This window comes from Massilia violaceinigra (genome assembly GCF_002752675.1).
GTDB classification, from domain to species: Bacteria; Pseudomonadota; Gammaproteobacteria; order Burkholderiales; family Burkholderiaceae_D; genus Telluria_A; species Telluria_A violaceinigra.
Genome location: NZ_CP024608.1, coordinates 2,230,680 through 2,255,216 on the forward strand (window position 1 = coordinate 2,230,680; position 24,537 = coordinate 2,255,216).

Genomic DNA, 24,537 nt, shown 5'->3' on the forward strand with positions numbered 1-24,537 from the left:
CGCGCTCAGCGCTGTCCGCCGGCGCGCGGCGGCAGGCTTTGAAGGTAAGCATGCAGGGCGCGCATGTCGACTTCGTTCATTTCGCCCAGCGCCGCGAACGGCATTACAGGACTGATGGCGCTGCCGTCGGGCCGGCGCCCGCTGCGCAGCATCGTGATGAAACTGTCGGGCGTGCGGTAGCGCGTCATGGCGCTGTCATAGCCCGGCGTCAGGTTGGCCGGCGCCGGCCAGGTTGACGGCGTGCCGGGAATGCGCCCGCCCGTCAGATTCTCGCCATGGCAGCCGATGCAGCTGTACGCGACGTAGGCCCCGTGTTCGATGGTCACGGCCGGCACGGCCGCCGGCGCTGGCGGTGCCGCATGGTCGATGGTTTCGGCGGCGTCGCGCACCGCGCCGAAGGCGTACATGACCTTCACCACCACCGGCAGGCGCACGTCGGCCGCCTGCCCGGACACGGGCGCCAGCTGGCGCGCGTAGGCGATGATGGCGCCCATGTCGGCGTCGCTGAGCAGGCTGTAGTCTTCGCTCGGCATGATCAGCAGCGGCCGGCCATCGGGCTTGACGCCATGGCGCAGGGTGCGTACCCAGTCGGGCGTGCGGTAGCGCGTGATGGCGCTGTTGGCGCCGGCCGTGATGTTGGGCGAGACGATGCGTGTCGTTCCGTAATCGATGACGGCGGCGCCGCTGCCATCGCGCCCGTGACAGGTGGCGCAGCCGCGCGTGTTGAACAGGTAGCGTCCGTGTGCGATGCTGGCCGCGTCCTCGGGCAGGGTAATGTCGGCCACGTGCACCGCGATCTTGCGCGCCATCTTGCGCTCGCCGAGCCAGAGGCCTGCGAGCACCGTCACAAGAGCCGCCAACCCCAGCGCCAGCATGGCCAGGCCGATCCCTTTCACCCACCCGTTCATGGCGTTTCTCCTTCAAAAATAGGGCTGGCAAGCGTGCGCTGCGTCCGCCGGGTGCGTTGTAGGATGATTAAAACCGATCCTGGAGCGCCGTTCGTGGAATACAAGGACTATTACAAGACCCTCGGCATCGACAAAGGCGCTTCCGCGGAGGAAATCAAAAAGGCGTACCGCAAGCTGGTGCGTAAATACCATCCGGACGTGAGCAAGGCATCCGACGCCGAACACAAGACCAAGGAAGTGAACGAGGCGTACGGCGTGCTGGGCGACGCCGACAAGCGCGCCGCCTACGATGCGCTGGGCCGCACCCGGCGCGCAGGGGAGCAATTCAAGCCGCCGCCCGACTGGGGCTCGGGCGTCGATGGCGGCGCGGCCGGCTCGAGCGACTTCTTTTCCGATCTGTTTGCCCATGTCGGCCGCCGCGCCCGCCCCGGCGGACAAGGCTTCCAGATGCGCGGCGACGATATTCACGCGGCCATCACCATCGACCTGACCGATGCATACCACGGCTCCACCCGCGCCGTGACGCTGCGCGTGCCCGAGCACGACGCGCAAGGCCGGGTGGTGACGCGCGAGCGCATCGTCAATGTCAAGATTCCCAAGGGCGTCATGCCCGGCCAGCAATTGCGCCTGGCGGGCCAGGGCCATCCCGGCAGCGGCGGCGCCGGTGCGGGTGACCTGTTTCTTGAAATCCAGTTTCATCCCGACCCGCGCTACCGGGTCGAAGGGCGCCATGTGTACGCCAGCGTGCCGGTCACCCCGTGGGAAGCCGCGCTCGGCGCCAGCATCGGCGTGCCCACGCCGTCCGGACAGGTCGAGGTGTCGGTTCCGCCCGGCTCGCAAACGGGGCGCAAGCTGCGCCTCAAGGGACGCGGCATTCCGGGCCATCCGGCGGGCGACCTGTATCTCATTCTCGAGGTGGTCCTGCCGCCGGCAAATACCGACAAGGCACGCGAGCTGTACCGCGCAATGGCACGCGAGATGGCCTTCAATCCGCGCGCGCAGGCGGGGGCGTAGGCCATGGCCGACATCGATATCGTGGGAGTGCTGCTCGACGACGTGGCGCTCGACCTGCACGAGCTGGCGCGCGCCTGCGGCGTCGAGCCCGACTGGGTGGTGCGGCACGTGGGCGACGGCTTGCTCGGCGCCGACGAGATCATGGCGCGCGGCCTGGACGAGGACGCGCGCGCGCAATGGCGTTTTCGCAGCGCCGACCTGCAGCGCGCGCGGCGCCTGCTGAGCCTGGAGCGCGATCTCGATGCCAACGAGGAAATCGCCGCGCTTGTGCTCGACCTGGCCGACGAGGTGAGCCGTCTGCGCACGCGCCTGCGGGTGCTCGGCGCGCTGTGAGCGCAGGGCGGGCCGCCTGCTGCATCCGGTGAACATCAGCCGTCTCCTGGCGATTCGATGTAGTGACTATGCTACCGGTCGGCCTGCTTCGTTTGATGCACAACAAGCCTGCTGGGTCATGACGGCACGCACCGTCTGCCGCGCCCGCTTTCACGGCAGCGCGCAAGGCGGGCGACACGTTGGCGCAATGGCTTCTACAATCCTCCTTCAATATTGACGAATACTTAATAGTGTAAGGGAGTTCACATGGAGCAAAACAATGGCCAGGCCCTCAAGGGCAAACGCGTGGCGGTCCTGATGACCGATGGCGTAGAGCAAATCGAGTACACCTCGCCGCGCAGTTTCCTGCAAGAGCACGGCGCCACGGTGACGCTGATCTCGCCCAAACCCAAGGGTGACAAGGTGCAGGGTTTCAATCATGCGGACAAGGGCGACAGTTTCGAGGTGGACCTGCACATCGGCGCAGCCTCACCACGCGATTTCGATGCGCTGCTGTTGCCGGGTGGCGTGTCCAATCCCGACGCCTTGCGCCTCGACACGGCCTCGATCGATTTCATTCGCGCGTTCGGCGCCGACGACAAGCCGATTGCCGCCATCTGCCACGGCCCCTGGCCCCTGATCGACGCCGGCATCGCCAAGGCAAAACACATGACCAGCTGGCCGAGCCTGCAGAACGACCTGCGCAACGCCGGTGCCGAGTGGAGCGATGAGGAAGTGGTGATCGACGGCCGCCTCATCACCAGCCGCAAGCCGGACGATTTGCCCGCGTTTAACCAAGCCCTGCTGAAGTTGCTGTCGATCGACCCCGCCACCGCGGACCGGGGTCCGTCTTCATAAGCCCATGCTGCAAAGCCGTTGACGGAAACAGCGGCTTTGCGGCTTGCCGGCGGCGGTTGGCGGAGCCGGCCGCCAGCTGAAATGCGTCTCACGGTTCTGTCGCTTGCGCTCTGTTACGATGGGGTTTATTCATGAATTGCACCCACGTATGAAGACGTTGATCGCCCTTTCAGGCAGCTTGCGCCGGGACTCGGCCAATACCACGCTGCTGCGCGCCGCGATTGCGCTGGCGCCAACCGGCGTGCGGATTGTGTTGTACGAGGGTACCGACAGGCTGCCTTTCTTCAATCCCGATATCGAGGCCGATCCGCCGCCGGCCGCGCGCGAACTGCGCGCCTTGCTGAGCGCGGCCGATGGCATCATCGTGGCCAGCCCGGAGTATGCGCACGGCGTGCCGGGTGCCTTCAAGAATATGCTGGACTGGCTGGTCGGCTGCGCCGAGTTGAGCGGCAAACCGGTTGCGCTGATCAATACCTCGGCGCGGGCGGTGCACGCGCAAGCGGCGCTGGCCGAGATTCTTGCGACCATGGGGTGGCGTGTGATTGACGCGGCGTCGCCGGTGATCGCGGTGGCCAACAGGGGATTCGATCACGCGCACATGGCGGCCGATCCGGCGCTGGCCGGGCCGCTCCTGGCTGCCATCGAGGCGCTGGTGCAGGCCAGCGTGGAGCCTGGCGTGCCGTCATGAGTCAGGACACGCTGGACACCATCGCACCGTTCGTGGAATCGGTGCGCGCTTTTTGCCGCTGGGCCGAGGGCGATTTGCTGCCGGGCGATGCCCAGATGACAGCCGCCCGCCGCCATCTGGCGCGTTTGTATGCGCAGGCGCTGGATTTGCCGCAGCGCGATTGCGACTGGGGCGATGAGGCGCGGAAGGTATCGCACGAGGCGTGGAGCGCGATGTTCAAGCGCTTTGGCGCGCTTCCGGTCAACTATTATGCGGAGAGCGCCAATCCCCTCGATATTGCCGGCGGCGACACCATGATCGGCGATCTGGCCGACGATCTGGCGGACATATGGCGGGATCTGAAGCACGGTCTCAATCTGCTCGATGGAGGGGAGGCCGATGCGGCCCTGTTTCACTGGCGCGAGCACTTCATCATCCATTGGGGCAGCCATGCGGCCAGCGCCTTGAATGTGTTGCAGTACTGGGAACAGCGGCAACCCCGCACGTGGGCGTGATCCACGCCCTGTTCCGGCGTGGTCGCGGCAGCGCCCGGCCGGTGCTTTCTTATGGCGCGAGTTGCTCCAGGATCGCATGGGCCGCTTTAATGCGTGCCGGAATCGGGTAGTTTTTGTTCGCCAGGATCACGACCCCAATTTTCTTTCCCGGCACGAAGGCCACGTAGTTGCCGAATCCGCCCGTCGAGCCGGTCTTGTTGAACAGGATCTTGTCGGAGCCCGCGGGCCGCGCTGTGAGCCGCTTTGCCGCGTTCGGTTCCATGATCATCGTGTACGCGTTGCCTGCCTGCAGACGCTGCAAGGTGACGGGGTAGGGGTACTGCTCCCACCCGAGCCCTTGCACCATCGCGCCGACCTTGAAGTAGCCGACCTGGGTGCCGTTTACCGCGCGCCGCATTGGCTCATCGAGCCGCTGCGGATCGATGTTCGCTTCCACGAAACGCAGCATGTCGGCGGCTGTCGCCCGTACGCCATACCCTGCCGCGGCGAATACGCCGGGGTTCATGTGGCGCGGTTTGTTGTCCTCGTCGTAGCCCCACGCGTAATTCGGCATTGCACTGTCGGGCACGCGGATATAGCTGCTTTTCAGGCCAAGTTGGGGGAACAGTTGCTGCTCCATCGCGTCGGCAAAATCGCTCTTGAGCGCCAGTGCGGTGAGATGCCCGAACAGGCCGAGGCTGGGGTTGGAGTAGCGGCGTTGCGCGCCCGGCGCGGCTTGCGGTTGCCATTGCCGGAAATAGTCGATCTTCGTGGCATCCGTGACCTCCTGCGGAAACTGCAGCGGCAGCCCGCCCCCCGTGTAGGTGCCGAGATTGAGCACGCTTGCCTTGTCGATCGGACTGCCTTGCAGCTCCGGCATGTACTTGCCGGGATGGTCGTCCAGCGACAGCTTGCCGAGCACCTGCGCATACGAAGCCAGCGTTGCAGTGAGCACCTTGCTGATGGAGCCCAGTTCGAACAGAGTGGCTTCGCTGACGGGTGTGTTGTCCTTGATCGATGCCAGGCCGTAGTTGAAGACATAGGGCTTGCCGTCGACCGTCACGGCCACCGCCATGCCCGGCACCTTGTATTCGGCCATGACAGGGCCGATGGCTTTGTCGACGATGGCGCGGATGTGCGCGTCGTTCTCGGCAGCGTGGCTGCTGAGGGGAGCGAAACAGGACGCCACGAGGGTGACGGTGATGCAACTGACGAATTTTGGAAAGAGGTTCAACACGATGTTCCTTTTTTGATGGAGGGATGCAAACGGGTGCAACGATCCACCCCCGCTCTTTTGCAGGAGCGGGGTGGCGTGGTTTTCTTTTGTTACGGGTGTTTTTGTTTGGGCGGCGCAGTTACAGCGTGTCCAGCCGCCTTCGCATGTCGTGCAGGAATGCCTCCTTGACCCGGCCGCCGGCAAAGCCTTCTTGCCTGCGCTCCAGCGCCATGCGGGCGAACACGATCGTGCGCTCTCCCTTGCTTGCCCAGCCGACGTACCAGCCGTACTGGTGCGCCGGGTCGTCCCGCCCATCGGGCAGAACGGGTGAGGCCGTGCCTGTCTTGCCGTGAATTTTCCAGCCGTTGTCCAGCGTCTCCGGCTGCATGATGCGCGACGTCATGTCATACGCCTTGGGCGCCAGCGGCAACTGGCGGTTGACCACCTTGCGCAGGAATGTCACCTGTTCGGCCGGCGATATTTTCAGCGATGAGCTGACCCATGACAGCGCCAGGCCGTTGTCCTTGCCCGGGTCGCCGGAGACATCCTGGTTGCCGTAATTGAAGCTGTTGACGTAACCCTGGAAGCGCGCGGCGCCAAGCTGGGACGTGACTTGCTGCGCGAACCACAGCACCGAATGCGTGAACCAAGTGGTCGGGTCGGTCGCCGTGCGCCATGCCGGGTTCCAGTGGACGTACTCCTTGCGAAATGGCATGCGCGGCGCGTGTTCGTCTTCCAGGATGCCGCTGTCGTAGCCCATCAGGCTGACGGCGATATTGAATGTCGATGCCGGCGTGATGCGCTCGTCGCACTGGCCTTCACGGATCAGCCGCTTGCCGCTGGCGGCGTCGGCCAGTTCGGTGCAGCTGACGGCGTTTGTGGATGCGGCAGGGCTGATGGGCGAGGGCGATGTTTGCGCCACTGGCTCTGGCGGTGGCGACGCGGAATCGCCGCGCCATGCCAGTGTCGGCTGGAGCGCGAGGCTGCCCATCAGGACGCTTGCCAGCGCGGCGAACGCGGCAAGGCGTGTCCAGCGGCCGTGCGACATGGCGCCCGGCTCGCGGATCAGGGCGATCCTGCCGGCGAGCGTACGCGCGCTGACGGCGCCGAAGGCAAGTGCGTTCGTTGCCGGCGAACGCTGCATTTTCAGTTGCGCCACCAGGGCTGCAGCGTAGGCTTTGCGCTGCGTGGCCGGACGGCCGCTGAGCACATCGCGGTCGCAGCCCAGTTCCAGCGCCCACGACAGGTTGGCGCGCAGCACTCGCATGAAGGGGTTGAACCAGAGCAGTGTTTGCAGCAGGACGCTGGCGCTGATCCAATGCAGGTCGTGGCGCCGCAGGTGCGTCAGTTCGTGTTCCACCATCATTTGCTGTTGGGCCGTCTCGAAGCGGCGCAGGTGCACTGGCAGCAGCAGGCGCGGCCTGAAGAGGCCGAACAGCATCGGCGAGATCGGCGCGTCGACTTCGATCACCTTCGGGGCGAGGGGCACGTTGTTGATAAAGCCGTCATGCTGGTGCGGGGCCCGCAGGCGGCCTCCGCTTGCGGCCAGGCTAGTGAGGATGCGCCGCGCTTGCAGCAGTCGGGCAATCGCGTAGCCAAGGCCGAGCAGGTAGCACAGCAGCCAGGCTTGCGCGCCCAGGGCCAGCCAGGAAGGCCCGGCAGTCTCCACGCTTGGGGTGGCGGACGCGCTGGCGGCGCTGTTGGTCGCAGGGCTGTTGTCGGGGAGGGCGACGTGTGCTTGCGCCACGCTCTCGATTTCGATGGGCGGCACCAGCCGCAGGCGTTCGCTGTGCGGCAGCAAAATCAGCAGGAAGGCCGCCACGATCGTGACCTGGCCGAGCAGCCACACTGAGCGCTGCGAGGCGACGGCGGGGAGGGCGCGCCGGCACAGCGCCATCGCGGCCCATACGGCCAGTCCGGCGGCAATGCAGCCGCCGCTGGCAAGGAGAAACCGGAACATCAGCAGTTCGGTCGGATTCATTTGGCGCCGCCATCGTTGTCCGGCCAGTCCTGCAGCAGTTGTTCCAGTTGCGCCAGTTCGGTGTCATCGACCAGCTTGCTGCCGGTGAACATATTGACCGGAAACGGGGTGGCCATTTCCATGACGCGGGTGCCGAAGTCGTGCGCAAACGTCGCCAGGGTGCCGACTTTTTCGAGGGCGGCTTCGTACACTTGCACGCCGTGCAGGGTGGCTTGGCGCACTGAGCCCTTCTCCAGCATGCGTTCCAGGGTTTTGCGCGTCGACGAGTATGACCAGCCAAGTTCGTCTTCGATCTGTTGATGGATTTCGCGCGCGCTGAGCGGCTGCTGTCGCCACAGCGCCTTGAGGATGATGAGTTCGGAAATTGAGGGGATGGCCATGGAATGCTCTCGATGCGACGGGTGCCACCATTATGCGACACGTGTCGCAGAAGCGTCAAGATGGATTTGGATGATCGTGCTGAACCGGTGGCGAATAACGATTGATTGGGCGAATCACTGGCGTGCGGTGACAGTCGTCTGGCTGTCGGGGCCGGCACGACGCGGGATGTGCCGGGTCGCGACGGTCGCGTGCGCAGGGATTCGCGAATCGGGAGGATGGGCGCCAGTGGCTGCTTCTTGGAGCGATTTCCCTTTGGCCGGGGTGTCGGACGACTGCGCCAGCAAGCCCAGGTCGTTTCGTGGATGCCGTGCGTGCTCCTGATCGTTGGGTAATCGCGCGAATATCTCCGACGACTCGGCAATGCTATTTTGCGCCATCGTCGCATGGCGTTGCGCTTGCTTCCGATATCTGCCGCATCATCGCGAGGTGCCTGTGAGCAACGAAGCCGGGCCGCTGATACTGGAAATGCACCGGATCGACGGCCCGGACAAGTCGCCCATGCAGATGATCAGCGCCGAGCGGCAGGCGCACTACCGGCGCTGCGAGGCGGGCTGGCCGTGCTCAAGGCGGCTGCACGGCGAGCGGCCGAGGATGAATGGAATCTCTCTGCCGCCCAGGGAGGGATCTAGAAATCACTTTGGCAAAACGAACATTTCCGACGCGAGAATTTCTTGCATTCTGCCAATATCGGCTCTAATCGATTTGCTTGGGGCGTTCTTTTCAGCGACCTCAATTTTCTTCGCCAGCAGATCTTCCATTCTCTGTTTTGCTGGAGGGTATATAAAAGCTAGCTGTCCCCACGTTTGAAAGCCGTAGATCCGTCTAAACATCTCCGATGGCAGAAGGTCCGGAATCGGATTGTCATGAATCCACACAAGTGCTTCCAACGCCGCCTCATAATTGCCCGACCCGATTAGGTCGCACGCAGTCATAAAAGTATCTCTCAGCTTTTCCATCTGTAAATATTTATCCATAATGCAACTCCTTAGTGCGAACGCAATTTCGACCGCACTAGTGGGCAATAGTTCCGTCCTTATTTTTTTTCGACCATTTATCCTTTCCGTATTTGTCCACCCATCTCCAATCGCCTGAATAGCAGCTCTCCGCGCATCTTTTGTAAAATTTGGTCGCTTCTTGGTAGCATTCTTCCAAGCTTTTGGGATTAAACATTGTAATGGTGCAAATCCAATTCTGCTTAAGAGCGGCGGGAACGCACAAATCCGTTACGCACTTCGGAGGGTTTTTGGACCAATCTTCATAGGACTTGGGCGGCCCGTCATTCCCGCCACCGCCACCGGCGCCACCACCACCACCTGATGGATTGCGATGAGGCCCGCCGCCACCGGGCCAGTCCCCGCCACCTCGACCTCCCCCAGGCGCTTCGACGATGCAGGGAATCGGACTCTTCTCCTCGCAAATCGGATCGGCTCCGCCCGAATGATGTCGATCAATAAGGACCGCTATCCCCCTCTCAATTGCGAAAGCAGCTGCGATTTCTTTGTCTTTTTTATTCGGAATTGCCGCCTTTTTCTTAAAAACAATCTTCTGGCCCGTACCATTTTCTAAAATCGATTGGATGTTTCCGGTTTCGTCATAAATGGCAGTAATGGCGCGGCCATCAGAAAATGAGATTCCTTGGACGCGGCCATCTCGGTCGTAGAGATACGTACCCACAGTTCCGTCCGGCCTTGTAACAGACAGAGTTTTTCCGTTTACGACCACGTATTTTCTTTGTAAAGCCAGCTGAATAGCTAGCTTAGCAATCGTCGAATCGATTGCTTTTTGTTCCGGCGACACCTGCGCCTTGGTTGCAATAAGTGTTTGGGTTTCAACAGGGCTGCCCGCGGCGGCTTCAGCACTTGCCAGGCCAAAAGCAAATAACCCGGAAATAATTTTCGACGTCAATTGCCTATTCATAACAATCCTCCATTTATCTCGTTATGCTCTATCCCGACCATTACATTAATGAGCACGGATTTTCATCATATTCAAACGAAATACATGGAGCCTGTTCCGGATCAAAAGAATCGGGCGAACTTTATGCTATGCCGCGCGGTCGATTTGGATGGTTGAGACGGGCGTAGAATGATGCGGCGCGCACAGAAAGACTTTGCGAGCAAAGGCAATCTCCTTTGATATACTGTGCGCCCATCCAGTGGTTTTGTGGTCTGCCATGCCTCTCAACCCACCATTAACCCTTGCGCAACTTGACCCCATCGCCGTGCGCAAAGATCAGACCGATATCTCGGCGCTGCTGTGGGCGATCAAGCGACTGCCTATCCAGATGCTGCGCGGCGATCAGGCGCAGGGCGGCATGGCGGGCGGTGGCGGCATTATCGGGGATGTCCTACGTGGCGAGCTAGACCGCGAGCGCCAGGCATGCTCGGTTACTTCCCGATTCGGCCCCCGGCCCGACGTGGCTTCGATTCCAGGCGCCATCTTGCGCTAAGGAAAAAAATCGCCCACTGGGCGGTTTTTTTACATACGCCGGTGGAGGAGAAAGGCAAGAAATCGCTGGAGCGATTTCCCTTTAGTCAGGGAATCGGAGAGCCTTGCGCTTGCAAGCGCAAGTCGCTTCGTGAGCGCCGGGCATGCCCGGCGAAACCCTCACTACGCCCCGCGTCCCGCGGCTTCGATTCCCGCCGCCCGCTAGCGCTAACGAAAAAAAACCGCCCAAGGGCGGTTTTTTGCGTTCGGTGGTGGAGGCGGCGGGAATCGAACCCTCCGTTTTTCAGCATGTTTTCATAGGAGGACGTGGTCATGAAATCCCTCCGCGTGTGATTCGCGTGTGATTCGCTGAGGGCAGGCTCAGACCTGACGAAGGACCTCCTCCGCGGCCGAATGCGCTGCGCTTGCGGGAGAGCTTGCGGCGCGTCGCGCCTACCACGGCCAGGCCCGCGCCGAGCATCAGCCAGCTTTCGGGTTCCGGCACCGGGGTCGTGTTGGTGATGGAGAAGGTCACATTGTCACTGCCGTATTCGTAATTGGTAGGCCAGTAGCAGATCGGCCCATCGCAAAAGTAGTCGGATTCGTAATACGCGTATTCCAAACGGTTGCCGGGAAAATTTAAAAAGCCATAATGGCTGTCGCGATAGGACCAGTTGGCGCGAAATGCCAGCGTGTTGCCGGGCTGGTAGGAAAAGCTGTCGAGCGAGCGAGTTGCGGACGAAGGTTGCGCTCCGGGCAAAAAATCGATGCCGTGGAAGCGGAACGTTGCTACTTCGTCCTTGCTGAATATACCGTCGGCATTGACATCGTCGCCGCTGAAACTGCCCGTGTGGGCCAGGCTCCACTCGGGTGACGAGTAGCGGAAATCAAAGGTCTGCGTGGCGGCGTGCGCTGTCAGACCGCAGCTCAACAGTAGAAATGCGCCGAATGTGCGTTTAAACATAGAATTCCTTGAGAAAGATGGGATTAAATGCAGGGAGGTGAAGCGGGACTACCAGTGTTATTTTATCATTCACATTGCAAAAAAACTATTGAGCGTTGATTGTTCCTCGCCTTCTGAGCGGAGAACTACTTTGCAATTCTAACTGTATCCGGATTCCAGTCGTTCACCGGCTTGTACTGCCCGGAGTCCTTGTTCGGCATCCATTTTCCGTAGTGGCGGAACACCATTTCAACGTCGACGTGCCCCATCTGCTTTGCGACCCACCACGGATTCTCACCAGCCGACAGCATGCGCGAGGCGTAGGTGTGTCGGGTCTGATACGGATTCCGGTACCGCACGCCAGCCTTCTTCAAGATCGCGGTCCAACAGGTCTTCCGGATTTGGGCGTCCGTCTCCCACGGGGCGCCCGTGCGCGGGTTGTGAAACACCCGGCCGCCAGCCAGGAAGGTGTGCTCCTTTTGCGCCTGGAGCGCGGCGCGCGCCAGCGGCAGCATAAGCACGTCGCGGGTACCGGCGTCGGTCTTGGTACCCTTTTCGGTCTTCGCCACCACCGCTCGCTGCACGCGCACCTGGCCGTGTATCCAATCGATGTCGCCCCATTCCAGCCCGATCAGCTCCGAGGTGCGCAGGCCGGCCCAGAACGCGAACTGGAACAGATTGCGCGCCTCGCCAGTTGAGGCGGCCAGAATCGCGCGCACCTCCAGCTCGTCGAACGGGTCGACCACATACACCGATTTCTTTGCCGTCCTGGTCAGCAGCTTTTTCAAGGCGATTTTGTTCAGGGGGTTCTGATCGATCAGCTCGTCGTTGACTGCATCGTCCAGAACTGAGCGAAGCACCGACAGGATGTTGCGTGCGGTCTTGGCCGTGACGCCCAGGGCGCCGACCCACTCGCGTACGGGCGCCGGAGCAAGTAGGCGAACTTCGATCTGGCCGAACTGCGGCAGAAGGTGGCCGTCAATGATCTTGCGGTACCCATCGCGTGTCGACGGTGACATCTGCCCATTGGCGGCCGCGTGCTCGTACCCGAGCATGTGTGCGCGCAGGAGGTCGCCAACAGTTTTTTTCGTCACGACGTGCCCGAACATCACCGCCCGCGGCGACTCCGGGAAGTAGTCGCTGTACTTGAACGATTCGCTGATGATCTTGCGATTGATCTCGGCGCGCAGCCCCTCTGCATACTTGATGTTGGCGGCTGTTGGCTCCAGCCGCAGGCCCTCCCGGCATTGCACCCCCTTGAACATGAACGCAATCTGTAGCGACTTGACGTTCTTGTGCTCGCGGATGCTTACCCCGCGCGGAGGGCGCTTATTGCCGACCGGCTTCCCTGTTCCACCCATTTTTCTACCTCCTCTACGTTGACCCACAGGTTGCCATCGCCGGCGATCTTGCAATGCACGCCGTCCAGAAACTGGCCCTTTTTTCTCTTGGAGTGAACCGCGTCCGAGGTTTCCCCGGACAGCTCACAATACTTTTTCAGCTTGACCCATCGCATATTCGCTAAGCCCCTATTCGTCGTTTGTTGGTGGCGCCGCGCCGGCGTCCAGCAGATCATCCAGTTCGTCTGCGACATCGGCCGCCATGCTGGCGCAGGTTCGTAGCGCATCCCCCTGACTCTCAGGCTGCAAGATCGGAATCGCCGCAAGCAGCGCGCTGATCACATTGGCCAGGCCGGCCAGGCGTCGGATGGTTACTTCGTCGATAGTGGCGCTCATGCTTTTCTCGCTTTCGGATGCGGTTGAATAGTCGGCCCGATTCCGGCGACACGCCGCAGCTCGGACACCGGTATGCCCGAGTAGTCGGACATACGCAGCAGCCACCCATCCTGTATTTCGCGGTGGCCTTGACGGCAACGGGTCGCCGAGGATGCGTCAACACCGATGGCTGTGTAGATCGTTGTCCGCTGAACGTTAAGCGTGCGGCCTATCAGATCGATCATTGCGTCAAATGGCGAGCGCGATGTCTGCCACGTTCCTGCCGGCCAGCCTTCCAGCCGAAAGGCAGGTTTTCCGTCAATCTGTTTGCACTCCACCACGGCGATCATGCTGCACCGCCTTTCGCTGCTGCAAGATAGCAAAGGTGGGCGTGGGTAAAACGGCCGTGCCGCAGGCCATCGAACCAGGCTTTGTGCAGCGGCCCGCCGTCGAGGCGGTCCAGCTCGGCTGCCTGCGTCTCGGCAAATGCGCGCCATGCCGCTTCGTCGCCGCCGAGGTCCGATGCTCTGTGGTGCGGGTAGACAGTGGTGATGCCTTCACTGCGCACCTGCTGCACGATGTCGAAGAGGGTCGGCGCCAGCGCGCCGCGCCCGTTCAACATCACATCGAGTTCGCGCACCAGCTCGTCGTGCACGCCTGCTGCTTCGAGTTCTTTGCGCAGCCGGTCGCATTCGCGTTTGTGGTCAGCCGCGTAGTCCGCCAGCCCATTCACTCCGCATTCAGGAATCGACTCGATGTGCTCGATCGGCATGCCGTCGAAGGCATTCCAGCAGGCGGCCAAGCGGCGCGCGTCTGCCGGGTGGTTGACCAGCGCGACCTCGCGCATGCGGTTCTCAGCGTTGGCGCCCGCCGGCATCACCCAGGCGTCGCCAAGCACGTTGCTGATCTTGACCCACACGCGGCCCTGCGTATGTTGGGCGCTCATGCCGTGCCCCCGCGCACCAGGTGAAGGGCAGGGCGCGTATGGCGCGGCTTCGTGCGCGCACAAACTGCCGCGATGCCCAGCAGAAGCTGCTGATCGGTTGTCTCGCGGAACAGCTCAAGGATGCGTTTCTCGTCGCGCGTAAGTGCCGCCACGACGGCGATTGTTGCCAGCCGGGCGCTTGGATTACGCGTCCGCGCAAGCGGTGTTGTGATATCGTTCTGGTCGTTCATAGCACGCTTTCAAAATTTTGGCTGTGACAGGCCATCCGGCGTCTGCGCGTCGGGTGGCTTCTTTTTGCAGCGGGTTGTGGCGACTTACCGGCCGGTGCTGTCTTTGTACTGGCCTAAAAATTTAGGCGAGTCGATACCTGGGTGCTTTTCGATTTTCGCCATGAAATTGTCGTTAGGCACCTCAGCGAACGATCCGCCCAAAGCATTCGCCTTGCGATCCTCATTGATCAGCTCGACGATATCCAGGCTGGACATCGTCGCTTGAAATTTGCGAATGGGGCCGCTCATGCTGCACCTCGGCTAATGACTTTCAGTGTCGGTCGGACGTGGCGCGAACCGCCTGCTGCCGCCATTGATAGCGCTATGTCTAGACAAAATCCCTGGAGATCATTATTAAGGGCGCGATACGCCGCTAGCATCAGCTTTTCATCTCGTGTAAGGTCGGCTGCATGAGCTGCTGCTAGGAGCTTCGGTTGGCCCTGACGTTTCGTCGGCGCACTCATGAGGTAGCTTTCGCGCGCTGCGCTTCTGCGGCTGCCTCGTTCATGATGCCGATGCGCCGTCCGCTTGAGTCACTTAACATCTCGACTGTACGCATGGCCATAAGCATGAGGTACTCGGCTTTCTGTGGGCTGAGAATCGGCCGCTCGTCGGCGTCGCGCTCAAGGCTGTCGGCATGGAGAAGTTCCAGGACAGTTTTGCAGCCGCTGGTAACATCTTTAACGAGTGCGCAGAACTCCGCATTTGCGTCGTACTTGAGGTCGGCGTGCAGCCAGCTGAACTGATCGTGCAGGGGCATGCGAGCGTCGGCCACAACTTCTGCTTTACTTGGTGTTTCACTTTTGATACTATTCTTCTGTTCCATGATCTTTACTCCGAAGTTGAGGTCAGGTAAGGCCGCCCGATGTTGACGCATCGAGGCGGCTTTTTTACATGTGATCTATTGGAATCACAGACACAACCTTATCACTAAAAACTACCAAATACAACCATTTGAAAAATTATTGGTTGTTATCATAAGATGAAAAAATGCCCGGAGCCGGGCATTTGCTTGAATGATAGAGGTAACCTACTGGTAGGCGGACCCGCCGTCCACATCGGGAAAGATCAAGCAGTTAGAGTCAAGGATAGAGATTACATCCGCTGGGGCATGCGAGACAAACAAAAACATGTTTAGAAGGGCAGCCTGCTCGGTTAGCTCGCGCAACAGGCGGCCGTTACGGACTTCCCGTGTCTGATCCATTGCGCTATTTAACGGGTCGTGCGACCCCCTCTCATTTGCGATAGTCAAAATAAGCATGTACGTGCGGGTATCCTTCAGATGTGCGCGCAGTGTTGCGAGCTCCCACAAGGTTCGCGGAACGGAAATGCGGAGGGTACTCCACAGCCCAACGTGGGACCCATGTACAAACTTAGCCACCCGGCGATCGTCCATGTAGTCAACTTTCCACGCTATAGAACTGCCGTGTACTACGCTGTCCCATCTCCCATCTGGATAGAACGGCTCAAGCACCGGAGCGATCATTTCCTTAATCGCCGACGCATACTCAGATGGCGTCATGTCGCTATGAATTTTAGGGAAATGAGAGTCGATCCTAAATTGCGACAATGGCGTTAACGCGTGAGCGGCCGGGGACTCTCCGCTCGCTTTCGGATCCAGTGGGAGGTCTGCTACGCCACGCCCGCGTTTATTGACGCTACGTGCTTGCAGCAGGAATGCAGTAGATACGCTTAATGCGGTCGCCAAGGCGTCTAGAATCGAGGTACGAGGGGTCGCCTTCCCGGCTTCCCATTTTGCGATCGATTGCTGCGTAAGTCCCAAGCGCTCTGCCAATTGCTCTTGGGTAAGTCCTGCTCGCTCTCGCAAATCCTGTAGTGTCTTCCCTAGATCGTTGTTCATTCTTACAGCCACTTGGTTGTTAATGGGCCAATTGTATAGACTTCCGTCATCCCTTTAAAAATATATTTTATCTGGCTGTTTTTGGTTGTAAAATGGTTGTGTTGCGTACACGGGCCACTCTAATGAACACTTTCTTAATAGCCCCATCTGGTATTGCTGACGCCGTCCTTGCCGCTGGTACGCAATCCATACTTGCGAGCCAATTAGGGGTGACGCAGCAGGTAGTGAGCAAATGGTTGCGTCGAGGCTGGGTTCCACTTCGCCGAGCGAACGAAATCGAAGCACGTTTCAAAATTTCTCGCGCTCGTCTGGTCAACCCGAAAATCATGATCTTGCTTTTAGACGCGACCGACAGCCGGTAAGTTCCAAAAAACTGAGTTTCTATTCGAACGCCACCGACCCGCAGGCGGCGCGTGGCCCCTTTACGCCCAAATTCTGGAGAACACTATGAAAACCATCATCAAACGCACCGTCATGCAGTTGTACTGCCGCGAGCTGATCAAGGGCTCGACTGTCATCCGCGCGTTCAATCGCTTCGCGCTGTGGGAGGCGTGATGGACGTTGCGCCGACATTGTCGTCGGCCTTCACAGCCGAGGACGGATTCGAATCGACGCTGCCGCTGGCGCCGTCCGTTCTGCTCGCGCACGGTTGGACTGGGCTCAGCCGGCCAAGCCGCACCAGCGGGCTAATCCTCGTTGAGACGTGGCCTAGTGCGAACGATTCGGGATTTATTCACTATAGCTGCGTGGCGATGCCCGGCGGACTTGAGACTTATTCCAAGCGTGCCTTTGCGCCGAAGTGGGTCGGGATGGCCATAGACCTGATTCTCAAAAGCCACGGCAGTACTGCGGGCGAACTAACGTGGACCCGGATGAGGCACTCTCCGCGCCACGATGGCGCCGCTGGCAAACATGTGACCCAGGAATTCGTCTACTTCGTGACCGCTGGTGCATTCGTCAAAATCGGTAAGACGACCGGGCAGCCAGGCAGCAGAATAGCCGGCCTGCAAACCGGTTGCCCGTATCCGATGACGCTGGCCGCGCATGAGCCGGGCGGCATCAAAGAAGAATTCGCGCTGCATCGCCGCTTCGCCGCGCAACGCGTCCGCGCCGATGGCGAGTGGTTCCACAACGAAGGCCCGCTGCGCGCATACGTTCAGGCGTTGGCCGTCAAGAAAATACCAGCCGGGACGGTAAATCCATGAGCGCGCTGGTCAAGTACGACCAGGCCCGGCTGGCGCTGGCAGCCTGCCGCAACGTGGACGACATCAAGGATATTCGCGACAAATCTGAGGCGATGCGCCTCTACGCCAAGCAGGCGAACGACACCGAGCTGGAGCAGTGGGCCGCCGAAATCAAGCTGCGGGCGCAGCGCGCCATCGGGGAAATCAGCGCCGGCCTGGAAAAGCAGAAGAATCAGGCCGCTCTTCCCTCCGGCGGGAAGAGCAAAAACGAGACATTAAAGGACGCAGGTATCTCGACCTCGACGGCCCACCGATATGAGCAGCTGGCCACCATTCCGCTGGCAGATGTCGAGGCGCTGATCGCTAAGCATAAAGATGCTGGCAAGCCAGTTTCTGCCAAAGCTGTGTTGGCCACATTTGCCAAACCGGCCGCAGCTGCGGCCTCGGCCCGGGCCGCCACCGTTCAAGCCTCCGATGCTCCCGCCGAGGTTGGGGCACTCGATAATCCCGACGCGCCTCACTTCGACGCTGACGAGAGTGTGCTTCAGCCTGGCGCAGCGCCGGCGCCCGACGCGCACTTCGACTCGACCGAAGAAAATTTGACCGCCGACGAGCTTCTCGCTGTAGAGCAGGCAGAGGTCGCGCGACTGAGCGACGAAATCGGCCAGCTCCGCAACCGCATCGCCGTGCTGGAACAGGGAAGCGACGCGGCGCAGCTGCTGGCGCTGGAACGCGACCGCGACGGTTACCGCAACACTTCAACTGACCACTTCAACAAATGGGCCGCCGCGAACAAAAAGGCGATTGATTACAAGGCGCTGCTCGATCGACTGTGCAAGATCGCGGGCGTGTCGAAATACAGCGAATTGGCCGCACGCGTCACGCCGGCCGCGCGGAGCTGAAATGGCTGAGCTCGAACTACGTCCACTCCAGGTTCCTGTTGTCGCAGCTGCGCAGGACGCCTTCCGTCGTGCCAAGAACATCCTGATCCAAGCTCCGTGCGGGTTCGGCAAGACGGAGCTCGCCACGTACCTTCTCAAGATCACGAAGCGAAAAGGCAACCGGGGCGCGTTCATCATGGACCGCATCGCGCTGGTCAACCAAGCATCGGAGCGCTTCAAAAAATACGGCTTGAGCCACGGCGTAACGCAGGCGCAGCACGACGACTTCGACCCGCTCGAACCGATCCAGGTTTGCAGCCTGCAGACGATCTCTGGATCACGCGGATGGCCGGACGTGAAGCTGCAGATCATCGACGAATGCCATGTGCTTTCCAAGAAGCTGCGCGAACGTCTGGCTGCGCGCGAGCGCTACACCATCGGCCTGACGGCTACGCCGTTCACAAAGGGTCTGGGAAAATATTTTGACGTGGTCATCAACGCCGCTACCACAAACCAGCTGATCCGCGAGGGCTGGCTGGTGCCGTTCCGCGTCTTTGCCGCATCCGAGCCGGACATGGCGGGCGCAAAGGTTGTCGCGGGAGAGTGGAGCGAAAAGGAGGCCGAGTCGCGCGCCATGCCGATCATTGGAGACGTGGTCGACGGCTATAAGATGCATGGCCAGGGTGAGAAGTTCATTGCGTTCGCTTCGTCGGTATCCCATGCCGAGGAAATGCAACGCCAGTTCATGGTGGCCGGCGTCGTTTGCAACCTGTACACCTACCGCCAGACCGACGACGAGCGCAACGCCGCCGTCGAAGAGTTCCGCAAGCCGGACAGCTATATTCGCGGGCTGATCAGTATCGAGAGCCTGACGCGCGGCTTCGACGTGCCCGACGTTCGGGTGCTGATCCTCGCGCGCCCGCTGCGCAAAGCCCTGGCGGTGCACATTCAGATGCTGGGCCGCGTGCTGCGCTGCTCGCCGGAGACTGGAAAGACCGAGGCGATCGTGCTCGATCACAGCGGCAACTGCATGCGCTTCTGGTCCGAAGTGCAGGATTTCTTCGAAAATGGCATTGAGGAGCTGGATGACGGCAAGCCGAAGGAAGCTAAGCCGACGGCCGAGAAGGAGAGCAAGCCGGCGAAGTGCCCGACCTGTTTCCACGTCCATGACGCGCGCCCCGCGTGCCCGTCTTGTGGCCATGTCTACGCCACATCCCGAGAGCTTCTGCACGTGGCCGGGACACTGGCAGAGGTGAAGCCTAGCGGGTCAGCGAAGCCAGCCATCACGCCGGAGGCGAGGGCCCGCTTCCACGCTGAGCTGCTGGGTTACGCCGCAGAGAAGGGCAAAAGCGCTTCATGGGTCAAAGCAAAATTCAAAGAAAAATATGACGCCTGGCCGCCATGCGCGTTGCCGGCGCCAGTCGAGGCGTCCACCGACACGCGCAGATGGATCACCTCCCGCAACATGGCTTATGCCGCGCGCACGAAGAAAGCCGCACGCGTATGAGCGACTTCCTACAATTCGTCCAAGCGAACCGAATCATCGTGCCGGATACGTTCACGCCTGGCCGCTGGATTCGTTGCCGGACCGAGAGCCACCCGCGCAAGAAGAACGGCAGCATCAAGCTGGCCGACGACGGCCTGGTCGGCTGGTGCCAGGACTACGCCGTGCACGCCGAGCCGGTGATGTGGCGCGCCAGCGATGACGCCGCTGCGATGGCCGCGCCAATCGACCGCGCCGCCATCGCACGCCGCCAGGAAGAGCGTCGCGCCGCTCTGTGTGAGGCCACTCTGGGCGCGCGCGCCTTCTACGAGAAGTGCGCACCGCTGCGCGACAGTCACCCGTACCTGGTGGGTAAGGGCCTGGGCGTGGCGGGCTGCGTCGGCCTGCGTGTCGACGCAGCCGGCTGGCTCGTGGTCCCGATGCTCTACAACGGCAAGATTCTCAGCGTGCAGCGCATTTCGCCAGACGGCGAGAAGAAATTCCATTTCGGCGCCACGACAAAGTGTGCGTATTACGCCCTCGAGCGGGCCGGTGCTGCCGTCACAGTTCTCGTCGAAGGCTTCGCCACCGGCCTGACTGTCTTCCAAGCCATCCCGAATTGCCGCGTCATCGTCGCGTTCAACGCCGGAAATCTTCCCGTCGTCGCGGATCGCATGGACCGCTCCGGTATGGGCGTCGTCTGCGCCGACAACGACCACGAGACTGCCGCGCGCATTGGGCGCAACCCTGGCCTTGATGCTGCCCACGCCGCCGCCGAGCTGCTGGGGGTGGGCGTCGCGGTGCCGGCGTGCGCTGGCAGCGACTGGAACGATTACGCCATGGAGAAGATCGAACTGGAGCTGGAAGGCCAGGCGTTTAGCTTCAGCCGGAAACGCACGGTGCTGCAGGTGCAGGCGAGCGTCTTCGCCGACATCAAGCTGAAGGTCATGCGGGAAGCGCGGCTGCTGCGCGCGAAGTAGGGCAGCAGCCTGCATTCGACTTCGTGCGAATTTCGTTCGAAGCCGAATGCAGTACCAGATAAAGGGTCGCGTTTGAAACACGGACCAGGTGGAGCGGACGACACCAGAAAAACGTGCAAGGGCCTGAATCGGCTCACACCGCAAAAAGACCGACAGCACCGTCGAACACCAAGGCACAGCACGAACAAGGCGCAGAGGGGGCCTTGCCGAGGCCTGAGAGCACAGGCCGAAGCGAACAGAGGTACAGAGTTGGAATGCTTGGCTCGTTCGGCAGGCGCATTCACCAGAGTGCGCCAATCGAAAGAGCGAGGGGGCGGCCTGGGCGAGCCGTAGCGGAACTGACCATCCGTGAATACGTCACTTTCGATACAAGTTTTTGCTGATTTTGCTCGGGGGGCCAGGAACACCTAACCCTCATACCTATCAACTGCGGAGGGGTTCCAACCAACCCCTCTAAATGACAACTATGGCCAAGAGAAAAGCATGACGAAAAACGACCGCCCGGTTCCCGCAAAGATTGAGCAGCGCCTGATGGAGTTACTGAAAATGAAGGAGTTCGATATGCAAGAAGTGACCTGGTGCCGCGCGACTTACTGGGCTCGCCGCGGCGACTGGCACGCCATCCTGGTGGCCTGCCACGACACGGCGCTGGCGCGGATCGCAACCGAAGCCGCGGCTGCCTGCGCGACCGAGGTGCGCCCATGAGCAAGCGCCCGATACTCACTCTGCGCTGGCCTGTCAAGACAGCGCCCGTACCGGACATCGTCTTCGTCGACGTGACCGAAGACAGCTCGCCGCCAGCGCTCAAACCTGTACGCGTTGCCACGCTGCCGCCAGTGGTGCGCAACACTGTGGAGCAAGAGCACTACCAAAACGTGGTGCGCATGCTTGATGGATGGGCCGACTGGATCAGAACAGGCGAGCCGATTGCCGAAGGCGCGCCAAGGCAATGCCTGGGCGCCCCGGATGCACGCATTCACAGCTTTGAGGACATGGAGATCGAGGTCAACAAGCGCCTGGTCCGCGAAGTGCATACGGCCGTCTGGGAGCTGCAGGTAATCGAGCGCGAGGCAGTTATGACCCATTACGGTCTCAAGACACGCGGCGTCTGGCGTGCAGACTTTGCCAAGGTGTTCGATCAGGCAGTCGACAGTTTGTTCAAGATCCTCAAGGACCGCGTGGCCTGTTGATGCTTCAGCAGCAGATCTTTTAGGGTAGCGAGGCGGCCCATTCTGCGCGATGATCTTGCTCGACGATGTTGTTGAGGTATTTGATTTGGCGCACCACGATCGGCACGCCGCGACCGGCGGTTATCGCATGTATCGCCGACATGATTGCGCCGCCGACGTTCGCTGAGCGACAGAACCTCCGGGGGGGCTGTGCCAGCGCAGTGCCGGTTTGCTATCTGGCGCCCTTGCGACGGGTGCAGAAGCCCACTAAGCCCAGGCCGGCCAACAGCATGGCGTAGCTTTCCGGCTCAGGCACTGCCGACACTACCCGTGCCACGGCGTCGGTGCTGAAGCGTATGCTTCCCATGACTTCTTGCTGGTTGGAATGCAAATAGCCGGACATCTTGTACGTTTGCGTGCCAGAGGTGAATTTGCTGTATGACTCCGTGAAATCCATCATTTCGGCGTTGTCCGACCCGTACCTGCTGCTTATGTCTCCTTGCATTCTGACATTCATGACCGCCGAGTCGCCCGGACCCAGAGGAGAGACCTCTCCGGAAATCTCTGCGACGGCGGAAAACATGATTCCTGTATTCGGACTTAAAATGAATGTACTGGAATGGGTCGTACTTGCGGACATCGATCCGTTCAAGAGCATGGCGCCATCAACGTGCGCCAGCGAACGCCAACTGCTTGCATCGGACCGGGTGCTTGCGAAGCCACCACGACTGCTGATTGAGGTTGTGCCCAAGGTGTGGATGGAATCGGCGGCGATGACCTCGTTTTCGAGGGTGTGCAAACTGAAGCTCCTATCCATGAACTCGGTAAAGACAATACTTGGAGTAATGTTGTCGTTCAAGTCGAGATCGATCAGCTGATACCGGTACTGGGAAATTCCGGCGGACATGTCGATCGATTGCGCATGGGCGGAGCTGCTTGCAATGGCGGCGGCGGCAGCCAGGACGCAATACGCTAGTCTAGAAGAAAATTTGGGCATTAGGTGCTTTCATGGTAAGCGGAGCCGGTTATCGACTACCTTGTATTATTGTAAACATATTGTATATGAATGGCTATTTCAAAAACCAAGCACAACACTGAGTTAATTTACAATGCTGGCCGGATCTTGCCGCAATGCACTGAGGTACAAGAAAATATGTACGCATGCGCTCCGATGCCGTTTTTGAATCTCTGCAAATAAATTTCCACAATTCATTGACACTACGGCCCGGCATAGTAGAATAGCTGCCATCGGGACTTCTTGCGCCCGGAAATAAAGCCCGCACCGAAAGGTGGCGGGCTTTTTGCATTGGTCTGCGCGTTCCGGTTGACCTCATGCAAATATCGTCTACAATCGCACCTTCAACTGATTCATAGATTAACTAGACGCGGCAAGGTTCCCTGGTGGGAGCCTCCCGCGCACTCGGAAGAAGCGCAAAAGCCCCTGCCTCAGCAATGACGCAGGGGCTTTTGCATTGCGCGCCAGCTTTTCAATATCAACCAACTTTCTACGCCTCGCCCCTAACCGGTCGAGGCATTTTTCGTTCTACGCGCAGATAGGGTTGCAACCCGAAGAGCAGCTCGTCACTGCTTCTGCGCACCCATTTCAACGACGACCACTGACGAAGGAAATGTATGCAAAGCACCCTGAACCTTGCTGGGCTGGTAGCTGTGAGCACCGATGGCGAACTCCGTGCCTCGTCGCTCGTTCTTGCGCGCGGCATCGGGCAGCCACACGCGACAGTAATCAAACTGGCCCGAAAGCACGTGTCCGATTTGGAACAATTGGGCAGGGTCGGATTTGAAATCCAACCCTTTGACACGGAAGGAGGCATACAGCGCCGCGAGATCGCAATGCTCAATGAATCTCAATCCACGCTGCTGATCGCGCTGATGCGCAACAGTAAGAAGGTGGTCGAGTTCAAGATCGCCTTGGTGAAAGAGTTCTACCGCATGCGCGATGCTTTGTCGCGCGGCGAGCGCAACCTGTGGCAGCAGATGCAGGCATTGATCGCCAAAGAGGTGGCATCCGAAGTGCGCGCGTCGTTCGGCTCGCACCTGATGCTGGACCGAAAGCGCGAACTTCCAAGTTTGCGTGATGAGCGCCATTTGCTCGAGACCGCGATTCAACCCTCGCTGCTCAACTGACCTGTCCGGACGGCTCGCCATGACCGACACCACCAAGCCTGACAAGCGCAAGGTGCGCGCTTACATGGACCGGCGCACGCACGCCGAGCACGACGATCCACCACCAAGCCCCGACGACATTCGCCGAGAGCTGGGCTGGGGCCTCATCCCCCACAACGACGAAACGGAAGACCAGCCATGAGAATCTCAGGTGACCCGCAGCACCCGGACTACAACGCCGCCATGCTGCCCGCCGACGTGTACCTGAACGGCGAGCAGCTAGTCGGCTGCATCTTTGCGGACGAGGACGCAGGCGAGGCAATCTGTTACGCCCCTGACAAACGAGGGGGCCCATACCTGGTTGGCGACGAGATCGCTATCGATGTGAAGCGTGGGCATATCCGCATCGAGAAGATGACGGAGCCGGGCCCCGATGGCTTCGATGCCTGGATGCGCGCCCGCACGCAGGCGGCGCACGCCGCATACATGGCACGGCACAGCGCCGGCGGTAAGGCTTACCAATGACCAGCGCGCTTGTCCGGCTGGTAACCGCCGGCATCCTCGTGGCGCTGAGCTACATCGGTGCCGCAATGTATCCGACGCTCGGATGGGCGCTTGGGTGGCCCGCAGGGCTGGCGTATTGCTGGATCGTTCGCCCATGGCTGCGCGAGCCCCTGTTCGAGCGCCGGGCCGTTCAACAGCGCCCTGACGGGAAGAAGTAGCG

Annotated in this window: 34 protein-coding genes and 2 pseudogenes; 17 read left to right on the forward strand and 19 right to left on the reverse strand. The window is 60.7% G+C overall.

Translation table 11 applies throughout. The features are described from left to right. Nucleotides 1-5: 5 nt before the first annotated feature. The gene (locus CR152_RS10045; protein WP_099874793.1) at nt 6-908 is read right to left on the reverse strand and encodes a c-type cytochrome; all 903 of its coding nucleotides are present in this window, start codon (nt 906-908) and stop codon (nt 6-8) included. A 93-nt stretch (nt 909-1,001) separates the two neighbouring features. Between CR152_RS10045 and CR152_RS10050 the strand changes: the two genes are divergently transcribed. The 5 genes from CR152_RS10050 to CR152_RS10070 all read left to right on the forward strand — a co-directional run bounded on the left by CR152_RS10050 (nt 1,002) and on the right by CR152_RS10070 (nt 4,274). Beyond that, entirely contained in the window at nt 1,002-1,922 is a 921-nt protein-coding gene (locus CR152_RS10050) for a DnaJ C-terminal domain-containing protein (RefSeq protein WP_099882159.1), read from the forward strand. Nucleotides 1,923-1,925: 3 nt separating this feature from the next. Beyond that, the gene (locus CR152_RS10055; RefSeq protein ID WP_099874794.1) at nt 1,926-2,255 is read left to right on the forward strand and encodes a chaperone modulator CbpM; all 330 of its coding nucleotides are present in this window, start codon (nt 1,926-1,928) and stop codon (nt 2,253-2,255) included. Nucleotides 2,256-2,501: 246 nt separating this feature from the next. Then, nucleotides 2,502-3,092, forward strand: coding sequence for a type 1 glutamine amidotransferase domain-containing protein (locus tag CR152_RS10060; RefSeq protein ID WP_099874795.1), 591 nt, complete (start codon nt 2,502-2,504; stop codon nt 3,090-3,092). A gap of 148 nt (nt 3,093-3,240) precedes the next feature. Then, nucleotides 3,241-3,780: an NADPH-dependent FMN reductase gene (locus tag CR152_RS10065; RefSeq protein WP_208640102.1), complete on the forward strand. Its 540-nt coding sequence runs from the start codon at nt 3,241-3,243 to the stop codon at nt 3,778-3,780. Then, nucleotides 3,777-4,274, forward strand: coding sequence for a DUF5063 domain-containing protein (locus CR152_RS10070; RefSeq protein ID WP_099874797.1), 498 nt, complete (start codon nt 3,777-3,779; stop codon nt 4,272-4,274). Before CR152_RS10065 ends, CR152_RS10070 begins: the two co-directional genes overlap by 4 nt. 49 nt (nt 4,275-4,323) lie before the next feature. On the opposite strand, the gene ampC is transcribed toward CR152_RS10070, so the two are convergent. The 6 genes and pseudogenes from ampC to CR152_RS33805 form a co-directional block, all read right to left on the reverse strand. Next, a complete protein-coding gene (gene ampC / locus CR152_RS10075) occupies nt 4,324-5,457 on the reverse strand; it encodes a class C beta-lactamase (protein WP_099882161.1) in 1,134 nt (377 codons plus the stop codon). 151 nt (nt 5,458-5,608) lie between these two features. Then, nucleotides 5,609-6,391, reverse strand: coding sequence for a class D beta-lactamase (gene blaOXA / locus CR152_RS34980; protein WP_370663848.1), 783 nt, complete (start codon nt 6,389-6,391; stop codon nt 5,609-5,611). Between the two features lie 153 nt (nt 6,392-6,544). Then, nucleotides 6,545-7,450 (reverse strand): annotated as a pseudogene (locus CR152_RS34985) (M56 family metallopeptidase); the annotation flags it as partial. Further along, a complete protein-coding gene (locus CR152_RS10085; RefSeq protein WP_099874799.1) occupies nt 7,447-7,830 on the reverse strand; it encodes a BlaI/MecI/CopY family transcriptional regulator in 384 nt (127 codons plus the stop codon). The pseudogene CR152_RS34985 and the gene CR152_RS10085, both read right to left, overlap by 4 nt. 633 nt (nt 7,831-8,463) lie before the next feature. Next, nucleotides 8,464-8,805: a hypothetical protein gene (locus CR152_RS10090; RefSeq protein ID WP_099874800.1), complete on the reverse strand. Its 342-nt coding sequence runs from the start codon at nt 8,803-8,805 to the stop codon at nt 8,464-8,466. Between the two features lie 37 nt (nt 8,806-8,842). Next, on the reverse strand, nt 8,843-9,748 hold the full coding sequence (locus tag CR152_RS33805; protein WP_208640103.1) for an RHS repeat domain-containing protein: 906 nt from the start codon (nt 9,746-9,748) through the stop codon (nt 8,843-8,845). A gap of 256 nt (nt 9,749-10,004) precedes the next feature. Here CR152_RS33805 and CR152_RS10100 point away from each other — a divergent pair, with 256 nt between their 5' ends. After that, the gene (locus tag CR152_RS10100) at nt 10,005-10,280 is read left to right on the forward strand and encodes a hypothetical protein (RefSeq protein ID WP_157778416.1); all 276 of its coding nucleotides are present in this window, start codon (nt 10,005-10,007) and stop codon (nt 10,278-10,280) included. 309 nt (nt 10,281-10,589) lie between these two features. On the opposite strand, the gene CR152_RS10105 is transcribed toward CR152_RS10100, so the two are convergent. The 10 genes from CR152_RS10105 to CR152_RS10150 all read right to left on the reverse strand — a co-directional run bounded on the left by CR152_RS10105 (nt 10,590) and on the right by CR152_RS10150 (nt 15,992). Beyond that, nucleotides 10,590-11,222 carry a PEP-CTERM sorting domain-containing protein gene (locus tag CR152_RS10105; protein WP_099874802.1) on the reverse strand — a complete coding sequence of 211 codons (633 nt, stop codon included), beginning with the start codon at nt 11,220-11,222 and terminating at the stop codon, nt 10,590-10,592. A 125-nt stretch (nt 11,223-11,347) separates the two neighbouring features. Beyond that, nucleotides 11,348-12,562: an Arm DNA-binding domain-containing protein gene (locus tag CR152_RS10110; RefSeq protein ID WP_099874803.1), complete on the reverse strand. Its 1,215-nt coding sequence runs from the start codon at nt 12,560-12,562 to the stop codon at nt 11,348-11,350. Next, nucleotides 12,511-12,828, reverse strand: a complete 318-nt coding sequence (xisR, locus tag CR152_RS35170; protein ID WP_502554290.1) for an excisionase family protein — start codon at nt 12,826-12,828, stop codon at nt 12,511-12,513. Before xisR ends, CR152_RS10110 begins: the two co-directional genes overlap by 52 nt. Continuing rightward, nucleotides 12,731-12,937 carry a hypothetical protein gene (locus CR152_RS10120; protein WP_099874805.1) on the reverse strand — a complete coding sequence of 69 codons (207 nt, stop codon included), beginning with the start codon at nt 12,935-12,937 and terminating at the stop codon, nt 12,731-12,733. Before CR152_RS10120 ends, xisR begins: the two co-directional genes overlap by 98 nt. Continuing rightward, nucleotides 12,934-13,266, reverse strand: a complete 333-nt coding sequence (locus CR152_RS10125; protein WP_099874806.1) for a hypothetical protein — start codon at nt 13,264-13,266, stop codon at nt 12,934-12,936. The genes CR152_RS10120 and CR152_RS10125 overlap by 4 nt, the downstream gene beginning before the upstream one ends. Then, nucleotides 13,263-13,862 (reverse strand): hypothetical protein, encoded by a 600-nt coding sequence (locus CR152_RS10130; protein ID WP_099874807.1) that lies wholly within the window; start codon nt 13,860-13,862, stop codon nt 13,263-13,265. Before CR152_RS10130 ends, CR152_RS10125 begins: the two co-directional genes overlap by 4 nt. Further along, nucleotides 13,859-14,092, reverse strand: a complete 234-nt coding sequence (locus CR152_RS10135) for a hypothetical protein (RefSeq protein WP_099874808.1) — start codon at nt 14,090-14,092, stop codon at nt 13,859-13,861. Before CR152_RS10135 ends, CR152_RS10130 begins: the two co-directional genes overlap by 4 nt. Nucleotides 14,093-14,176: 84 nt before the next feature. After that, nucleotides 14,177-14,380, reverse strand: a complete 204-nt coding sequence (locus CR152_RS10140) for a hypothetical protein (protein WP_099874809.1) — start codon at nt 14,378-14,380, stop codon at nt 14,177-14,179. A gap of 211 nt (nt 14,381-14,591) precedes the next feature. Beyond that, on the reverse strand, nt 14,592-14,957 hold the full coding sequence (locus CR152_RS10145; protein ID WP_157778417.1) for a hypothetical protein: 366 nt from the start codon (nt 14,955-14,957) through the stop codon (nt 14,592-14,594). Between the two features lie 204 nt (nt 14,958-15,161). Further along, on the reverse strand, nt 15,162-15,992 hold the full coding sequence (locus CR152_RS10150) for a helix-turn-helix domain-containing protein (protein ID WP_099874811.1): 831 nt from the start codon (nt 15,990-15,992) through the stop codon (nt 15,162-15,164). A gap of 122 nt (nt 15,993-16,114) precedes the next feature. On the opposite strand from CR152_RS10150, the gene CR152_RS10155 reads away from it, so the two are divergent. The 7 genes from CR152_RS10155 (at nt 16,115) to CR152_RS10185 (ending at nt 21,710) form a co-directional block, all read left to right on the forward strand. Further along, nucleotides 16,115-16,354: a YdaS family helix-turn-helix protein gene (locus CR152_RS10155; protein ID WP_157778418.1), complete on the forward strand. Its 240-nt coding sequence runs from the start codon at nt 16,115-16,117 to the stop codon at nt 16,352-16,354. 192 nt (nt 16,355-16,546) lie between these two features. Further along, the gene (locus tag CR152_RS10160) at nt 16,547-17,197 is read left to right on the forward strand and encodes a GIY-YIG nuclease family protein (RefSeq protein WP_099874813.1); all 651 of its coding nucleotides are present in this window, start codon (nt 16,547-16,549) and stop codon (nt 17,195-17,197) included. Beyond that, a complete protein-coding gene (locus tag CR152_RS10165; RefSeq protein ID WP_099874814.1) occupies nt 17,194-18,078 on the forward strand; it encodes a hypothetical protein in 885 nt (294 codons plus the stop codon). Before CR152_RS10160 ends, CR152_RS10165 begins: the two co-directional genes overlap by 4 nt. A gap of 1 nt (nt 18,079) precedes the next feature. Further along, nucleotides 18,080-19,564, forward strand: coding sequence for a DEAD/DEAH box helicase (locus CR152_RS10170; protein ID WP_099874815.1), 1,485 nt, complete (start codon nt 18,080-18,082; stop codon nt 19,562-19,564). Next, nucleotides 19,561-20,520: a toprim domain-containing protein gene (locus tag CR152_RS10175; protein WP_157778419.1), complete on the forward strand. Its 960-nt coding sequence runs from the start codon at nt 19,561-19,563 to the stop codon at nt 20,518-20,520. The genes CR152_RS10170 and CR152_RS10175 overlap by 4 nt, the downstream gene beginning before the upstream one ends. Nucleotides 20,521-21,003: 483 nt before the next feature. Continuing rightward, complete coding sequence (locus CR152_RS10180; RefSeq protein ID WP_099874817.1) at nt 21,004-21,225, forward strand: hypothetical protein; 222 nt, start codon at nt 21,004-21,006, stop codon at nt 21,223-21,225. Then, on the forward strand, nt 21,222-21,710 hold the full coding sequence (locus CR152_RS10185; protein WP_099874818.1) for a hypothetical protein: 489 nt from the start codon (nt 21,222-21,224) through the stop codon (nt 21,708-21,710). The genes CR152_RS10180 and CR152_RS10185 overlap by 4 nt, the downstream gene beginning before the upstream one ends. 43 nt (nt 21,711-21,753) lie before the next feature. Here the strand turns inward: CR152_RS10185 and CR152_RS34060 are convergent. Then, a pseudogene (locus CR152_RS34060) lies at nt 21,754-21,861 on the reverse strand (IS6 family transposase); the annotation flags it as partial. Nucleotides 21,862-21,921: 60 nt separating this feature from the next. After that, on the reverse strand, nt 21,922-22,686 hold the full coding sequence (locus CR152_RS34065; protein WP_229413336.1) for a PEP-CTERM sorting domain-containing protein: 765 nt from the start codon (nt 22,684-22,686) through the stop codon (nt 21,922-21,924). A 635-nt stretch (nt 22,687-23,321) separates the two neighbouring features. On the opposite strand from CR152_RS34065, the gene CR152_RS10200 reads away from it, so the two are divergent. Genes CR152_RS10200 through CR152_RS33810 form a run of 4 tightly spaced genes read left to right on the forward strand, consistent with a single transcriptional unit; the run spans nt 23,322 to nt 24,535 of the window. Then, a complete protein-coding gene (locus CR152_RS10200; protein ID WP_099874819.1) occupies nt 23,322-23,834 on the forward strand; it encodes a Rha family transcriptional regulator in 513 nt (170 codons plus the stop codon). Between the two features lie 19 nt (nt 23,835-23,853). Then, entirely contained in the window at nt 23,854-24,015 is a 162-nt protein-coding gene (locus CR152_RS33610; RefSeq protein WP_167399881.1) for a hypothetical protein, read from the forward strand. Then, nucleotides 24,012-24,338: a hypothetical protein gene (locus tag CR152_RS10205; protein WP_099874820.1), complete on the forward strand. Its 327-nt coding sequence runs from the start codon at nt 24,012-24,014 to the stop codon at nt 24,336-24,338. Before CR152_RS33610 ends, CR152_RS10205 begins: the two co-directional genes overlap by 4 nt. Then, a complete protein-coding gene (locus CR152_RS33810; protein ID WP_099874821.1) occupies nt 24,335-24,535 on the forward strand; it encodes a hypothetical protein in 201 nt (66 codons plus the stop codon). The genes CR152_RS10205 and CR152_RS33810 overlap by 4 nt, the downstream gene beginning before the upstream one ends. Nucleotides 24,536-24,537 lie beyond the last annotated feature (2 nt).

Excerpts from the sequence above, each read along its gene's own strand:
- CR152_RS10110 (WP_099874803.1), bottom strand. The coding sequence starts at position 12,562 with ATGGGTGGAACAGGGAAGCCGGTCGGCAATAAGCGCCCTCCGCGCGGG.
- CR152_RS10120 (WP_099874805.1), bottom strand. The coding sequence starts at position 12,937 with ATGAGCGCCACTATCGACGAAGTAACCATCCGACGCCTGGCCGGCCTG.
- CR152_RS10100 (WP_157778416.1), top strand. The coding sequence starts at position 10,005 with ATGCCTCTCAACCCACCATTAACCCTTGCGCAACTTGACCCCATCGCC.
- CR152_RS10130 (WP_099874807.1), bottom strand. The coding sequence starts at position 13,862 with ATGAGCGCCCAACATACGCAGGGCCGCGTGTGGGTCAAGATCAGCAAC.
- CR152_RS10065 (WP_208640102.1), top strand. The coding sequence starts at position 3,241 with ATGAAGACGTTGATCGCCCTTTCAGGCAGCTTGCGCCGGGACTCGGCC.
- CR152_RS10070 (WP_099874797.1), top strand. The coding sequence starts at position 3,777 with ATGAGTCAGGACACGCTGGACACCATCGCACCGTTCGTGGAATCGGTG.
- CR152_RS10090 (WP_099874800.1), bottom strand. The coding sequence starts at position 8,805 with ATGGATAAATATTTACAGATGGAAAAGCTGAGAGATACTTTTATGACT.
- CR152_RS10170 (WP_099874815.1), top strand. The coding sequence starts at position 18,080 with ATGGCTGAGCTCGAACTACGTCCACTCCAGGTTCCTGTTGTCGCAGCT.
- CR152_RS10060 (WP_099874795.1), top strand. The coding sequence starts at position 2,502 with ATGGAGCAAAACAATGGCCAGGCCCTCAAGGGCAAACGCGTGGCGGTC.
- CR152_RS33810 (WP_099874821.1), top strand. The coding sequence starts at position 24,335 with ATGACCAGCGCGCTTGTCCGGCTGGTAACCGCCGGCATCCTCGTGGCG.
- CR152_RS33805 (WP_208640103.1), bottom strand. The coding sequence starts at position 9,748 with ATGAATAGGCAATTGACGTCGAAAATTATTTCCGGGTTATTTGCTTTT.
- CR152_RS33610 (WP_167399881.1), top strand. The coding sequence starts at position 23,854 with ATGACCGACACCACCAAGCCTGACAAGCGCAAGGTGCGCGCTTACATG.
- CR152_RS10045 (WP_099874793.1), bottom strand. The coding sequence starts at position 908 with ATGAACGGGTGGGTGAAAGGGATCGGCCTGGCCATGCTGGCGCTGGGG.
- CR152_RS10135 (WP_099874808.1), bottom strand. The coding sequence starts at position 14,092 with ATGAACGACCAGAACGATATCACAACACCGCTTGCGCGGACGCGTAAT.
- CR152_RS34065 (WP_229413336.1), bottom strand. The coding sequence starts at position 22,686 with ATGCCCAAATTTTCTTCTAGACTAGCGTATTGCGTCCTGGCTGCCGCC.
- CR152_RS10055 (WP_099874794.1), top strand. The coding sequence starts at position 1,926 with ATGGCCGACATCGATATCGTGGGAGTGCTGCTCGACGACGTGGCGCTC.
- xisR (WP_502554290.1), bottom strand. The coding sequence starts at position 12,828 with ATGCGCTACGAACCTGCGCCAGCATGGCGGCCGATGTCGCAGACGAAC.
- CR152_RS10150 (WP_099874811.1), bottom strand. The coding sequence starts at position 15,992 with ATGAACAACGATCTAGGGAAGACACTACAGGATTTGCGAGAGCGAGCA.
- CR152_RS10105 (WP_099874802.1), bottom strand. The coding sequence starts at position 11,222 with ATGTTTAAACGCACATTCGGCGCATTTCTACTGTTGAGCTGCGGTCTG.
- CR152_RS10165 (WP_099874814.1), top strand. The coding sequence starts at position 17,194 with ATGAGCGCGCTGGTCAAGTACGACCAGGCCCGGCTGGCGCTGGCAGCC.
- CR152_RS10140 (WP_099874809.1), bottom strand. The coding sequence starts at position 14,380 with ATGAGCGGCCCCATTCGCAAATTTCAAGCGACGATGTCCAGCCTGGAT.
- CR152_RS10125 (WP_099874806.1), bottom strand. The coding sequence starts at position 13,266 with ATGATCGCCGTGGTGGAGTGCAAACAGATTGACGGAAAACCTGCCTTT.
- CR152_RS10200 (WP_099874819.1), top strand. The coding sequence starts at position 23,322 with ATGCAAAGCACCCTGAACCTTGCTGGGCTGGTAGCTGTGAGCACCGAT.
- CR152_RS10180 (WP_099874817.1), top strand. The coding sequence starts at position 21,004 with ATGACGAAAAACGACCGCCCGGTTCCCGCAAAGATTGAGCAGCGCCTG.
- CR152_RS10085 (WP_099874799.1), bottom strand. The coding sequence starts at position 7,830 with ATGGCCATCCCCTCAATTTCCGAACTCATCATCCTCAAGGCGCTGTGG.
- CR152_RS10175 (WP_157778419.1), top strand. The coding sequence starts at position 19,561 with ATGAGCGACTTCCTACAATTCGTCCAAGCGAACCGAATCATCGTGCCG.
- CR152_RS10160 (WP_099874813.1), top strand. The coding sequence starts at position 16,547 with ATGGACGTTGCGCCGACATTGTCGTCGGCCTTCACAGCCGAGGACGGA.
- CR152_RS10185 (WP_099874818.1), top strand. The coding sequence starts at position 21,222 with ATGAGCAAGCGCCCGATACTCACTCTGCGCTGGCCTGTCAAGACAGCG.
- CR152_RS10155 (WP_157778418.1), top strand. The coding sequence starts at position 16,115 with ATGAACACTTTCTTAATAGCCCCATCTGGTATTGCTGACGCCGTCCTT.
- CR152_RS10205 (WP_099874820.1), top strand. The coding sequence starts at position 24,012 with ATGAGAATCTCAGGTGACCCGCAGCACCCGGACTACAACGCCGCCATG.
- CR152_RS10145 (WP_157778417.1), bottom strand. The coding sequence starts at position 14,957 with ATGGAACAGAAGAATAGTATCAAAAGTGAAACACCAAGTAAAGCAGAA.